The organism is Haloarcula sp. K1 (assembly GCF_001647155.1).
GTDB lineage: Archaea > Halobacteriota > Halobacteria > Halobacteriales > Haloarculaceae > Haloarcula > Haloarcula hispanica.
In genome coordinates, this window is sequence record NZ_LRHL01000034.1 from 201283 (window position 1) to 214117 (window position 12835).

Annotated in this window: 18 protein-coding genes and 1 tRNA gene; all 19 read left to right on the forward strand. The window is 64.5% G+C overall.

Annotated elements, in window-relative coordinates; all coding sequences use genetic code 11:
* The first annotated feature begins 14 nt into the window (after window positions 1-14).
* The 19 genes from AV929_RS11645 to AV929_RS11735 all read left to right on the forward strand — a co-directional run bounded on the left by AV929_RS11645 (window position 15) and on the right by AV929_RS11735 (window position 12720).
* Window positions 15-548, forward strand: a complete 534-nt coding sequence (locus AV929_RS11645) for a 30S ribosomal protein S13 (RefSeq protein WP_008310371.1) — start codon at window positions 15-17, stop codon at window positions 546-548.
* Window positions 548-1063 carry a 30S ribosomal protein S4 gene (locus AV929_RS11650; protein WP_004593562.1) on the forward strand — a complete coding sequence of 172 codons (516 nt, stop codon included), beginning with the start codon at window positions 548-550 and terminating at the stop codon, window positions 1061-1063. Before AV929_RS11645 ends, AV929_RS11650 begins: the two co-directional genes overlap by 1 nt.
* Window positions 1060-1449, forward strand: a complete 390-nt coding sequence (locus AV929_RS11655; RefSeq protein WP_004516802.1) for a 30S ribosomal protein S11 — start codon at window positions 1060-1062, stop codon at window positions 1447-1449. The genes AV929_RS11650 and AV929_RS11655 overlap by 4 nt, the downstream gene beginning before the upstream one ends.
* A 3-nt stretch (window positions 1450-1452) precedes the next feature.
* Entirely contained in the window at window positions 1453-2232 is a 780-nt protein-coding gene (locus AV929_RS11660) for a DNA-directed RNA polymerase subunit D (protein WP_064288321.1), read from the forward strand.
* Window positions 2233-2336: 104 nt separating this feature from the next.
* A tRNA-Leu gene (locus tag AV929_RS11665) sits at window positions 2337-2421 on the forward strand.
* 24 nt (window positions 2422-2445) lie between these two features.
* Complete coding sequence (locus AV929_RS11670) at window positions 2446-2796, forward strand: 50S ribosomal protein L18e (protein WP_004516800.1); 351 nt, start codon at window positions 2446-2448, stop codon at window positions 2794-2796.
* Entirely contained in the window at window positions 2793-3230 is a 438-nt protein-coding gene (locus AV929_RS11675) for a 50S ribosomal protein L13 (RefSeq protein ID WP_008310363.1), read from the forward strand. The genes AV929_RS11670 and AV929_RS11675 overlap by 4 nt, the downstream gene beginning before the upstream one ends.
* Entirely contained in the window at window positions 3224-3622 is a 399-nt protein-coding gene (locus AV929_RS11680; protein WP_004516798.1) for a 30S ribosomal protein S9, read from the forward strand. Before AV929_RS11675 ends, AV929_RS11680 begins: the two co-directional genes overlap by 7 nt.
* A gap of 12 nt (window positions 3623-3634) precedes the next feature.
* Window positions 3635-3835, forward strand: coding sequence for a DNA-directed RNA polymerase subunit N (locus AV929_RS11685; RefSeq protein WP_023843157.1), 201 nt, complete (start codon window positions 3635-3637; stop codon window positions 3833-3835).
* Window positions 3832-4005: a DNA-directed RNA polymerase subunit K gene (locus AV929_RS11690; protein ID WP_004516796.1), complete on the forward strand. Its 174-nt coding sequence runs from the start codon at window positions 3832-3834 to the stop codon at window positions 4003-4005. The genes AV929_RS11685 and AV929_RS11690 overlap by 4 nt, the downstream gene beginning before the upstream one ends.
* A gap of 2 nt (window positions 4006-4007) precedes the next feature.
* Window positions 4008-5213: a phosphopyruvate hydratase gene (gene eno / locus AV929_RS11695; protein WP_050006905.1), complete on the forward strand. Its 1206-nt coding sequence runs from the start codon at window positions 4008-4010 to the stop codon at window positions 5211-5213.
* A complete protein-coding gene (rpsB, locus tag AV929_RS11700) occupies window positions 5210-6031 on the forward strand; it encodes a 30S ribosomal protein S2 (protein WP_050037677.1) in 822 nt (273 codons plus the stop codon). The genes eno and rpsB overlap by 4 nt, the downstream gene beginning before the upstream one ends.
* A 100-nt stretch (window positions 6032-6131) precedes the next feature.
* Window positions 6132-6515, forward strand: coding sequence for a DUF5518 domain-containing protein (locus AV929_RS11705; RefSeq protein ID WP_050006903.1), 384 nt, complete (start codon window positions 6132-6134; stop codon window positions 6513-6515).
* Between the two features lie 58 nt (window positions 6516-6573).
* Window positions 6574-6954, forward strand: coding sequence for a DUF5518 domain-containing protein (locus AV929_RS11710; RefSeq protein WP_064288322.1), 381 nt, complete (start codon window positions 6574-6576; stop codon window positions 6952-6954).
* Window positions 6955-7024: 70 nt separating this feature from the next.
* Window positions 7025-8362 (forward strand): cytochrome P450, encoded by a 1338-nt coding sequence (locus tag AV929_RS11715; protein WP_064288323.1) that lies wholly within the window; start codon window positions 7025-7027, stop codon window positions 8360-8362.
* A gap of 204 nt (window positions 8363-8566) precedes the next feature.
* Complete coding sequence (locus AV929_RS11720; RefSeq protein ID WP_011222802.1) at window positions 8567-8740, forward strand: hypothetical protein; 174 nt, start codon at window positions 8567-8569, stop codon at window positions 8738-8740.
* On the forward strand, window positions 8737-10917 hold the full coding sequence (locus AV929_RS11725; RefSeq protein ID WP_064288325.1) for a PAS domain S-box protein: 2181 nt from the start codon (window positions 8737-8739) through the stop codon (window positions 10915-10917). The genes AV929_RS11720 and AV929_RS11725 overlap by 4 nt, the downstream gene beginning before the upstream one ends.
* Window positions 10918-10984: 67 nt before the next feature.
* Entirely contained in the window at window positions 10985-11968 is a 984-nt protein-coding gene (gene mvk, locus AV929_RS11730) for a mevalonate kinase (RefSeq protein ID WP_064288326.1), read from the forward strand.
* Complete coding sequence (locus tag AV929_RS11735) at window positions 11965-12720, forward strand: isopentenyl phosphate kinase (RefSeq protein ID WP_064288327.1); 756 nt, start codon at window positions 11965-11967, stop codon at window positions 12718-12720. The genes mvk and AV929_RS11735 overlap by 4 nt, the downstream gene beginning before the upstream one ends.
* The last annotated feature ends 115 nt before the right edge of the window (window positions 12721-12835 follow it).

The window sequence follows — 12835 nt, forward strand, 5'->3', positions numbered from 1 at the left end:
ATCAGTACCTACATATGAGTGCAGAAGACCCCAACGCGGGCGAGGACGCGGATGCCGAAGAGGAGGAGGACATCCGCTATTTCGTCCGTATCGGACAGACAGACCTCGACGGGACGAAATCCGTCGAGCGAGCACTGACAGAACTGAACGGTATCGGCCACCGGGCCGCCCGAATCATCACCCAGAAGGCGGACGTGGACCGGCGCGCGGTCTTCGGCAAGCTCGACGACGACGTCATCGAGCGCGTCGTCGACCACGTCGAGAACTTCGCTGACGAGGTGCCCGAGTGGATGGCCAATCACCAGAAGGACTACTTCACCGGTGAGACCACCCACGAGACCGGCAACGACCTCCAGCTCACCCGCCGGCAGGACATCAACCGCATGAAGATGATCGACTCCTACCGCGGTGTCCGCCACAAACGCGGCCAGAAGGTCCGTGGACAGCGTACCAAGTCCACCGGCCGGACGGAGGGAACCATCGGCGTCAACGTCGAGGCGATCAAAGAAGAGCAGGCTGAGGAAGCCGCCGCGGAGGATGACGAATAATGGCGCTTGGTTCGAACACGAAGTTCTACGAGACGCCGAATCATCCCTTCCAGGGCGAACGCATCGCCGACGAGGCCAACCTCATCGGCCGCTACGGCCTGAAGAACAAAGAAGAGCTCTGGCGCGCACAGTCCGAGCTCCGCGGCTACCGCCGCGAGGCCCGGAAGCTGCTGGGCAGCGCCGGCGAGCACGAGACCGAGTCCGAGGAGTTCCTCGCTCGGCTCAAGCGCTACGGCATCCTCAACGAGCAGGACCAGCTCGACGACGTGCTGTCGCTCGACGTGACCGACGTGCTGGAACGTCGCCTGCAGACGGTCGTCTACCGCAAGGGCTACGCGAACACGCCCGAGCAGGCCCGCCAGTTCATCGTCCACGGACACATCGTGCTGGACGACGCTCGCGTCACTCGACCCGGCATGACGGTGGAGACCGCCGTCGAGAGCTCGGTCGGCTTCGACGAGCACAGCTCGCTGTCGGACGAACTCCATCCTGAGCGCGCGGAGGCCCAAGAATGAGCGAAGAAACCGAAGACATCTGGGGCATCGCCCACGTACACGCATCGTTCAACAACACGATCATCACCATCACCGACCAGACCGGCGCTGAGACGCTCGCGAAGAGCTCCGGCGGGACGGTCGTCAAACAGAACCGCGACGAAGCGTCGCCGTACGCGGCGATGCAGATGGCCGAGGTCGTTGCGGAGAAAGCCCTCGACCGCGGTGTCGAGGGCGTCGACGTCCGGGTCCGCGGTCCCGGCGGCAACCTCCAGACCTCGCCCGGTCCGGGTGCGCAGGCGACGATCCGCGCACTCGCCCGAGCAGGTCTGGAGATCGGTCGCATCGAGGACGTCACGCCGACCCCGCACGACGGTACTCGTGCACCCAAGAACTCCGGATTCTAACCAATGACACAGGACTACGAGGTTGAGTTCGTCGAACGCGGCGAGCGCGAGGCACGGATCCTCGTGCGCGGCATCACGCCGGCTTTCGCCAACGGCGTCCGGCGAGCGATGGTCGCGGACGTACCGACGTTCAGTATCGATACCGTCCGCGTCATCGAGAACACCAGCGTGATGTTCAACGAGCAGATCGGTCTCCGACTGGGACTGGTCCCGCTGACGACCGACCTCGACGACTTCGAGATCGGCGACGAGGTGACGCTGTCGCTGTCCGTCGACGGGCCGAGCACGGCCTACTCCAGCGACCTCGTCTCCTCGGACCCGATGGTCGAGGCGGCCGACGACAACATCCCGATCATCGACCTCAAGGAGGGCCAACGTCTCGAAGTCGAGGCAGATGCCGTCCTCGATACCGGTCGGGAACACGCCAAACATCAGGGCGGCGTGGCCGTCGGCTACCGACACCTCCAGCAGGTGGAGGTCGTCGGCGACCTCGGCGAGTTCGAGGACGACGACCCGAACATCCTGCGTGGCGTCATCGAAGAGCAGGCGGCCGAACACGCCGCCGGCGACGCCACAAACGGCGAGCTCGTCGCGACAGACGAGTTCGACAACGACCTCCGGAACCGCTACCCCGGCAAAGACGTCGAGGTCTCGGACGTGCCGAACGCGTTCGTGTTCCACGTCGAGACGGACGGGTCGTTCACCACCGAGGAACTGGTCCTGCGCGCGGTCGAGACGCTGCGTGACCGCGCGACCGAACTGAAAGACGCAGTCCAACTGTAACGACACAATGCCCCGACACACCCCACCACTACCGATGACCGCCCGCTCCCCGAGCGCGAGGACCGAAAGGGGTTTTACGGGGCACGCAAAACGAACAATCGCGCGCAGGGATAGCCAAGTTTGGCCAACGGCGCAGCGTTCAGGGCGCTGTCCCGTAGGGGTCCGCAGGTTCAAATCCTGCTCCCTGCACTTTTCCCACAACGGAGGAATCATATGAGTAAGACGAACCCGAGACTCAGTAGTCTCATCGCCGACCTGAAGTCAGCCGCCCGCAGTTCGGGCGGTGCTGTCTGGGGCGACGTCGCCGAGCGCTTAGAAAAGCCACGGCGCACACACGCGGAAGTCAACCTCGGCCGTATCGAACGATACGCCCAGGAAGACGAAACCGTCGTTGTGCCCGGCAAGGTGCTTGGCTCCGGTGTCCTGCAGAAGGACGTCACCGTCGCCGCTGTCGACTTCTCCGGAACCGCCGAGACGAAGATCGACCAGGTTGGAGAGGCTGTATCACTCGAACAGGCAATCGAAAACAACCCAGAAGGCTCCCACGTCCGGGTGATCCGATGAGCGTCGCAGAATTCGACGCGGATGTCATCGTTGACGCCCGCGACTGTATCATGGGCCGCGTCGCATCACAGGTCGCCGAACAGGCTCTCGATGGCGAGACGGTCGCCGTCGTCAACGCCGAGCGCGCTGTGATCACCGGCCGAGAGGAGCAGATCACAGAGAAGTACAAGAAACGTGTCGACATCGGTAACGACAACGGGTACTTCTACCCCAAGCGACCGGACGGCATCTTCAAGCGCACCATCCGTGGCATGCTGCCCCACAAGAAGCAGCGTGGCCGCGAGGCGTTCGAGAACGTTCGTGTCTACCTCGGCAACCCGTACGACGAGGACGGCGAGGTCCTAGACGGCACGTCGCTTGACCGACTGTCGAACATCAAGTTCGTCACGCTGGGCGAGATCAGCGAAACGCTTGGAGCGAACAAGACATGGTAACGAACACGTCTGGCAAGAAGAAGACCGCCGTCGCCCGCGCGACCGTTCGCGAGGGCGAGGGCCGCGTGCGTATCGACTCGCAGCCGGTCGAACTCGTCGACCCCGAGCTGGCGCAGCTCAAGATGCTGGAACCGTTCCGCATCGCCGAGGACGACCTCCGCGGCGAGGTCGACGTCGAAGTGTCCGTCGAAGGTGGCGGCGTCATGGGGCAGGCAGACGCCGCCCGAACCGCCATCGCTCGCGGGCTCGTCGACCACACCAACGACGCCGAACTCCGTGACGCGTTCATGGAGTTCGACCGCTCGCTGCTGGTCAACGACGTTCGCCAGTCCGAACCCAAGAAGTGGGGCGGCCCCGGTGCGCGGGCCCGCTACCAGAAATCGTACCGCTAAGGTGATACAGGTATGATGGTACCGGTTCGGTGTTTCACGTGCGGTAACGTCGTCGGCGAGCACTGGGAAGAGTTCAAAGCACGCACCCGCGAGGCCGAGGAGCCCGAGAACCCGGAGAAGGTCCTCGACGAACTCGGCGTCGAGCGGCACTGCTGTCGCCGGATGCTCGTCTCGCACAAGGACCTCGTCGACATCGTCTCACCCTACCAATGAACGCACAGGAAAGCCGCTACGAGAAGGCCCGCAAACTCGGCGCACGAGCGCTGCAGTTGGCCCACGGTGCTCCCGTGCTCATCGAGACGGAACACACCCAGCCGATACTCATCGCCGCCGAGGAGTACGACGCTGGCGTCCTACCGTTCACGGTCAACAGGAGTGATTAACGATGACGCTCATCACTGACATCCGACTCCGCCGCGTCCTCGACTCCCGCGGGAACGCGACCGTCGAGGCCGACGTTCTCACTGAGAGTGGGGGCTTCGGTCGTGGCAAGGCACCGAGCGGCGCAAGCACGGGCGAGTACGAGGCCATCGAACTCCCCGCCAACGAGGCCATCGCCAAGGCCCGCGAGGAGGCACTCCCGCGACTCATCGGTGAGGTCCACGCCGGGAACCAGCGTGACGTCGACGCGGCGCTGCACGCCGCCGACGGCACCGACGACTTCTCCGGCATCGGAGCCAACAGCGCCGTCGCCATCTCGATGGCGGCCGCAAAGGCCGGTGCTGACGTGCTGGGCGCACCGCTGTACCAGCATCTCGGCGGCACGTTCCGGGGCAACGAGTACCCGACGCCGCTGGGCAACATCATCGGCGGCGGCGAACACGCCGCGGATGCCACGAACATCCAGGAGTTCCTCGCGGCCCCCGTCGGCGCGCCGAGCGTCGAAGAGGCCGTCTTCGCCAACGCCGCGGTCCACCAGGAGGTCCACGACATCCTGGCCGACCGCGACCTGCCAGCGGGCAAGGGCGACGAAGGAGCCTGGGCACCGTCCGTTTCGGACGACGAAGCGTTCGAGATTATGGACGAGGCTGTTGAGACCGTCGCCGACGACTTCGGCTTCGCTATCTCTTTCGGCCTCGATGTTGCTGGCGCGGAACTCTACGATGACGAGGCGGACGGCTACGTCTACGACGACGGCGTCAAGTCCACCGAAGAGCAGATAGAGTACATCGCCGGGAAGGTCGAGGAGTACGACCTCGTCTACGTCGAGGACCCACTCGACGAGAACGATTACGAGGCCTTCGCGGACCTGACCACACAGGTCGGTGACCAGACGCTCGTCTGCGGCGACGACCTGTTCGTCACCAACGTCGAGCGCCTGCAGGCCGGTATCAACGCCGACGCCGGGAACTCCATCCTGATCAAGCCGAACCAGATCGGGACGCTCACCGACGCTGTCGACGCCATCGAACTGGCGACGGCAAGCGGCTACGAGTCCGTCGTCTCCCACCGCAGCGGCGAGACGGAAGACACGACGATCGCACACCTCGCTGTCGCCACTGACGCACCGTTCATCAAGACCGGCGCGGTCGGCGGCGAGCGCACAGCCAAGCTGAACGAACTAATCCGTATCGAGGACAACGCAGTATGAGCGGCAACGAAAAAGAAGGTCTCGACGCGTCCGATTCCGACTTCGACCCGTCCGACGAGGACGACGAAGCGGTCGACGCGGAGACCGAAACGGAAGCCGAACAGCCCGCCGACGACGCCGCAGAGGCGACAGAGGCCGAACCAACCGATGCCGACACGGAGGCCGACGAAGCGGCCGACGCCGACGAGGCCGCCGGCCCACAGCTGGACGAGGACGTCATGCCCGACGAGCAGTCGGAGGCCGACCTCCTCATCCCCGTCGAGGACTACCTCGGCGCCGGTGTCCACATCGGGACCCAGCAGAAGACCCAGGACATGGAGCGGTTCATCCACCGCGTCCGGACTGACGGGCTCTACGTGCTGGACGTCTCGATGACCGACGAGCGCATCCGCACAGCCGCGGACTTCCTGGCCAACTACGAGCCGGAGCAGATCCTGGCCGCGTCGTCGCGCCAGTACGGCCGGTTCCCGGCCGAGAAGTTCGCCGAAGCGATCGGCGCGCGCGTCCGCACCGGCCGGTTCATCCCCGGCACGCTGACCAACCCCGACTACGACGGCTACATCGAGCCTGACATCGTGGTCGTCACCGACCCGATCGGTGACGCCCAGGCTGTCAAGGAGGCCATCACGGTCGGCATCCCGGTCATCGCGATGTGTGACTCCAACAACACCACGTCGAACGTCGACCTGGTCGTCCCGACGAACAACAAGGGGCGCAAGGCGCTGTCGGTCGTCTACTGGCTGCTGGCCAACGAGACGCTCGACCGCCGCGGTGCCGAGCCGACGTACGGACTCGACGACTTCGAGTCCGACATCTAACGTCGCTGAACTGTTTCGTTTTCTCGCTGTCGAAGTGCGAGTGGCGATGCCAGTATCGCCAACACAAGACCTACCACAAGCCCCGGAGTAGGGCTGGCAAATGGCAGAGGGAGACACACTCGTTAACGCGATTATCGGTGCCGTCGCAACCGCTCTGCTGAGTGGATTCGTCCCGCTTGCGCCGCTACTCGGTGGTGGCATCGCCGGCTATCTCGAAGGCGGCGAGCGAGACGACGGCGTCCGTGTCGGATTGCTGTCCGGCGTCGTCGGGCTGGCGATATCGCTGGTCTTCTTCGTGGTCGTGTTCGTCTTTCTGGCCGCATTTCTGGCATTTGTGCCCGAAGCACTGGGCGTGTTCGGCGCGGTGGGACTGCTCGTGCTCGTCCTCGGAACAGTCATGACGGCCGCGTATTTCCTCGGCTTGAGCGCGCTCGGCGGCTGGCTGGGTAACTACGTCAAGCACGACACGACCATCGGCGACTGACTGGCCAGCCGCGCTGTCGGTAACTACATCACGGGGGACGCCACTACCGAGAACGCATATGCGTGAGTCGGTGACCAACGCCGGTATCGGGGCGCTCGTCACGGTTGCGCTGTCGTTCGTTCCCTTTTCGTCGGTGGCTGGGGGTGCCGTGGCCGCGGCGAACCACGGCGGCAGCTACCGGACGGGGCTCTGGCTGGGAACGCTGGCCGGCGTCTGCGCGATGGTTCCCTTGCTTGCCCTCTTTCTCCCAGCGCTGTACATCGCCGGCCTCCTCGGGTTTGGGATTCCGCCCGGAGCGCCCGGGTACGACCTGTTTCTGACGCTCGTGTTTGCGTTCTTTCTGTTGTACACTGTCGGTCTCAGCGCTCTCGGTGGTCTCGGCGGCGTCTGGATATCGGCACACACCGACTGGGACCTAGACGCCAACCGCTGGCTCTGAATGCACGTGAACCGCCCGCTGCCCGACATTTGGCATACCATTCAAGCGTGTCCGACACTAACGTCAGCCGATGTCAAAGACGCCGCCCGGACCGAAGGGCGAACCGCTGTTCGGCAGTAGTCGCACGTACGCTCGGGACCCGTTCCGGTTCATCTCGGCACTGGAACGGGCCTACGGCGACGTCGCTCGATTCGATATGGGGCCGATGGACACGGTCATGCTGTGTGACCCGACAGCAATCGAGCGCGTGCTGGTCTCGGAGGCAGACCGGTTCCGCAAGCCCGACTTTCAGGGAGATGCGCTCGGGGATCTGCTGGGTGACGGACTGCTGTTGAGCGAAGGCGAGACGTGGGAGCAGCAGCGAAAGCTCGCAAACCCTGCGTTCTCGATGGCGCGACTGTCGGGGATGGCCGACCGCATCACCGGCCACGCGGAGGACCGCATCGCCGACTGGTCCCACGGCGATGTCATCGACGCCGAGCAGTCGATGACCCGGGTCACGCTGGACGTGATTCTGGACCTGATGATGGGTGTCGAACTCTCAGAGCAGCGAGTCCAGACCATCGAGGAGCAACTGCTGCCGCTGGGCCAGCGGTTCGAACCGGACCCGATCCGGTTTGCTATGCCACAGTGGATGCCGATGCCGGACGACGCCGAGTTCAACCGCGCCGTGCGGACGCTGGACGAGGTGCTGGACGACATTATCGAGGTCCGCGAGGACTCGCTCGGGACGGATGAGGACGGTCCGATGGACTTCCTGTCGGTACTCTTGCGTGCCCGTGACGATGGGGACCAGTCGCCCGAGCAACTGCGTGATGAGATGATGACGATGCTGCTTGCGGGCCACGACACGACGGCGTTGACGCTGACCTACACCTGGTTCCTGCTGTCGGAACACCCCGAGGTCGAACAGCGAGTCCACGAGGAACTGGACGACGTCATTGGCGACGACCGGCCGGGGATGGAACACGTCCGTGAACTGGACTACCTCGAATGGGTGATTCAGGAAGCGATGCGGCTCTACCCGCCGGTGTACACCATCTTCCGGGAGCCGACCGAAGACGTGACGCTGTCAGGCTACGAGGTCGAGGCGGGAACGACGCTGATGGTCCCACAGTGGGGTGTTCACCGCTCCGAGCGGTTCTACGACGACCCCGAGACGTTCGACCCGGAGCGCTGGAAGCCCGAGCGAGCGAGCGAGCGGCCCCGGTTCGCCTACTTCCCGTTCGGGGGTGGCCCGCGCCACTGTATCGGGAAGCATCTTGCCATGCTTGAGGCGCAACTCATCACTGCAACGACGGCCAGCCAGTACCGACTGGAGTTCCAGGGAGAGACGCCACTGGAGCTGTTGCCGTCGTTGACCGCCCATCCCCGACAGAAAATATCCATGCGCGTGCAGGAACGGTAACACGCACGCCGACACGATCGCTCCGGCGTCGTTGCCGGTTGCTACAGAGTAGGTTCGGCGTGCCAGTTGATTTGGTCACCAGCTATTTACTGCAGAGTCCCGTGTAAGCGTGCAAGAACAGCGGCCCTGCACGTCGCACTGGTGACCGATTTCGGCCTCAGTCACTACGGGAAGACCACGACCGCGACTAATTACCTACCCATCATGACACTGCTGCAGACCATCTCTGGCGACAACCGTCACACGCTGTTTGCAGTCGTCCTGCGCCCGGCCCTGTCTATAGACCGTTCACAGAGCTACATCGCTCCGGTAATCCTTGGTCGGTGGAGTGACATCTATCCCGGCGCAACCACCGGACTTGAACGGGATGCCGAATGACGCCTGAAACCGCTGGCGTCGGGGACGCCAGGGTCCGGGTCCTCTACGTTGGCACCGATTCGGACGACACCGAGACGCTGTCGACGGCTCTCGAACGCGAGAACAACCGTTTCACCGTCGAAACGGCTCGCACCGTCGACGAGGCTATGGCAAGGTTGGCTGCCGAGCCTGTCGACTGTCTCGTTTCCGACTACCGCCTGTCCAATGGGAACGGCATCGAGCTTCTGGAAACGGTCCGCGACGAGTACCCGGCCCTGCCGTTTATTATTTACACCGCACAGGGGAGCGAGGCAGTCGCCAGCGAGGCAATTTCGGCCGGTGTGACGGACTACCTCAGGAAAGAGCCGGGTGCCAAACAGTATGCCGGGCTGGCGAACCGAATCAGTGACGCCGTCGACCACTCCCGCTCACAGCAGGCGGTCAGCGAGCGGAACCGAGCGCTCCAGAGCTACGAGCGGATGGTCAATTCCATGCAGGAGGCTGCCTGTATTTACGATGCCGAAGACCGGTTCGAAATCGTCAACGAGACCATCGCAGAGTGGTACGACACGACGCGCAATGAGCTCGAAGGACAGACCAGTAGACTCGTTCCGCGTATTCGAGCCGAGGGTGAGACAGACTGTTACCAGGAACTGCTCGACGGAACGCGGGAGAAACTTAGCGGCGAAATCGAAACGGAATTCCCCGGCCACGGACACGCGGTGGTCGCGTACCAGCTAACGCCGCTGGTCGTCGATGGTGTTATCGACGGCATCGTCGGCGTCGCTCGGGACGTCACCGACCGGAAAGAGCGCGAACAGAAGCTCCTCCGGAACAAACGCGCGATAGACGAGGCCCCGGTCGGTGTCGTTATCACCGACCCTGGCCAGACGGACAATCCGCTGATCTACGCCAACGACCACTACCGCGACCTGACTGGCTATTCGCTTCCGGAGTTACTCGGGAAGAACTGCCGAATGCTACAGGGCGAGAACACCGATCCGGAGTCCGTCGCTACAATGCGGGACGCGATTGACGCAGAGGAGCGGGTGACGGTCGAACTCAGGAACTACCGGAAGAACGGGACCGAGTTCTGGAACAGGGTTCGGATCGCGCCGGTTCGCGATGACGACGGGGCAGTCGTCAACTACGTCGGGTTCCAGCAGGACATCACGGAGCGGAAACGACGCGAGCAACGGTTAGAGGAAACATCGTCACGCCTCGAAGCCCTCTTCGAGAACTCACCGGACATGATCGACGTGCTCGACGCCGATGGGACGATCCGCGACGTGAACCAGCGGTTCTGTGCGGAACTGGGGTACGACGAGAGCGAGGTGCTCGGGCGGTCGATCTGGGAGTTCGACCTGACGTTCGACGCCGAGGACGTGCAGACACAGCTTTCGGGGTTCAGTGTCAACGAGCGCCGCAAGTTCGAGGGCCTGTACGAACGCCGCGACGGGTCGACGATGCCGGTCGAAGTACATCTGCTCCGACTCAGCCTCGACGGCGAGGACCGGTTCCTGGCGATCAGCCGTGATCTCACGGAGCGCAAGGAGCGCGAGCAGGAACTCGAACAGCAAAACGAACAGCTCGAACAGTTCGCCAGCGTCGTCAGTCACGACCTCCGGAACCCGTTGACTGTCGCCCGCGGACGCCTCGAACTATTGCGTGAGGAGTCCGATAGCGAGCACATCGACGCTATCGACGGCGCACACCAGCGAATGGATACGCTCATCGACGACCTGCTCACGCTCGCACGCGACGGTACGTCACCCGCGTCGCCCGTCGTAGTTGACCTCGAACCGTTCGTCCAGACGTGCTGGCAAAACGTCGACACGAAAGCCGCGACGCTCCGCACTGACATAGACCGGCCCATCCGCGCCGACGAGAGCCGCCTCAGACAACTGTTCGAGAATCTCGTCCGCAACGCGGTTGAGCACGGCGGTGACGGCGTGACTGTGACCGTGGGCGAACTGGCCGACGGCTTCTACGTCGCGGACGACGGTCCCGGTATCCCTGTGGCCGACCGCGGGGACGTGTTCGATGCCGGCTACTCGACGGCGGTCGAAGGGACCGGCTTCGGCCTGAGCATCGTGAAACAGGTCGCTGACGCCCACAGCTGGGCGGTCCGCGTCGGCAGCGGCAGCGACGGCGGAGCCCGGTTTGAGTTCACCGACGTCGACACTGTCTCTGAGTAGTATCCCGAGGGTCGTCCTGACCATCGACTCCGAAAACGCCTAACGCCCTGGGTGCACACGAGCGGGTATGGTCACGTCGAGCGCTCCCGGGAAGGTGTACCTGTTCGGGGAGCACGCGGTCGTCTACGGTGAGCCGGCGGTGCCCTGCGCCATCGAGCGGCGAGTGCATGTGACGGCAACCGAGATCGACGAGGGGTTGCGAATCCACGCGAACGACTTGCAACTGGACGGCTTTACCGTCGAGTACACCGGTGACGGGGAGAGCCATCCGGACGTGGACGTCGCCGAATCGCTCGTCGAAGCCGGCATGGGGTACGTCAACGAGGCAGTGGCACAGGCCCGTGACGCGGCCGACGCGCCGGAAGCGGGCTTCGAGATATCCGTCGAGGGCGACATCCCGCTCGGGGCGGGGCTGGGGTCGTCTGCCGCGCTCGTCGTCGCGGCGATAGACGCGGCGACCCGGGAACTCGGCGTCGAACTGCCGGCGAGCGAAATCGCCGACCGCGCTTATCAGGTCGAACACGAGGTACAGGACGGGCAGGCCTCGCGGGCGGACACGTTCTGCTCGGCGATGGGCGGGGCAGTCCGCGTGGAGGGCAACGACTGCCGGCGGCTGGACGGCATCGACACCCTCCCCTTCGTCATCGGCTACGACGGCGGGGCCGGCGACACCGGGGCGCTGGTTGCCGGCGTCCGAGACCTCCGCGAGGAGTACGACTTCGCCGCCGACACCGTCGCGACAATCGGCGATATCGTCCGCGAGGGCGAGGCGGTGCTGGGAACGGGCGACTACGAACGGCTCGGGGAGCTGATGGATTTCAACCACGGCTTGCTTTCGGCGCTGGGCGTCTCCTCGCGGTCGCTGGACTCGATGGTGTGGGCGGCCCGCGACGCTGACGCACACGGCGCGAAACTCACCGGGGCCGGCGGCGGCGGCTGTATCGTCGCACTGGACGAGACGGACGACGCACTCACGGCGCTGAAGTACACGCCGGGGTGTGAGGATGTCTTCCGGGCCGAACTGGACACCGACGGGGTCCGGCAGGAATGACGGTCGTCCTCAAACTCGGGGGGAGTGTCATCACACAAAAAGACGAGCCCGAGACGGTCGACCGGGCCGCCCTGTCGGACGCGGTGTCTGCCATCGCCGAGTCGGCGGTCGGCGACGACATCGTCGTCGTTCACGGCGGCGGGAGCTTCGGTCACCATCACGCCGCCGAATACGGCGTCAGCACGACCGAAGGGACCCACGACGGTGACGGTGTCCGGGCTATCCACGGGGCGATGTGTCGGCTCAACGCCGCTGTCGTTGAAGCACTCACTGGGCAGGGAGTTCCGGCTGTCCCGATCCACCCGTTCTCGGCGGCCACACGCGACGCCGACAGTGACCTTTCGCTGCCGACGGCGCAGGTCACGACGCTGCTCGACGAGGGGTTTGTCCCGGTCCTCCACGGCGACCTCGTCGCACACGCCGGTGCGGGCGCGACGGTTCTGAGCGGCGACGAACTGGTCGTCGAACTCGCGCCCGCCGTCGACGCGGACCGCGTCGGCGTCTGCTCGACTGTTCCCGGCGTTCTCGATGACGACGGGACCGTCATCGACCGCATCGAGACATTCGAGGCCGTCGCATCGGCACTGGGCGGGAGCGACGCGACGGACGTGTCGGGTGGGATGGCCGGCAAGGTCCGTGCGCTGCTCGCCCTCTCGGCCCCCGCCGTCGTGTTCGGGCCCGACGCACTCCCCGCGTTTCTCGCCGGTGAGAGCCCGGGAACGACTATCGCTGGTGATGACGACGACTGGTGAGACTGCTACTACTGTCGTCGACTGGCCCGTCCCAGAAAGCGATTTAGTCCATAGTGTGCCCAGGCTGGCTGATGCAGGGTATCTCTGCCCAGGTCTGGCAGACTGGTAGCTTAAA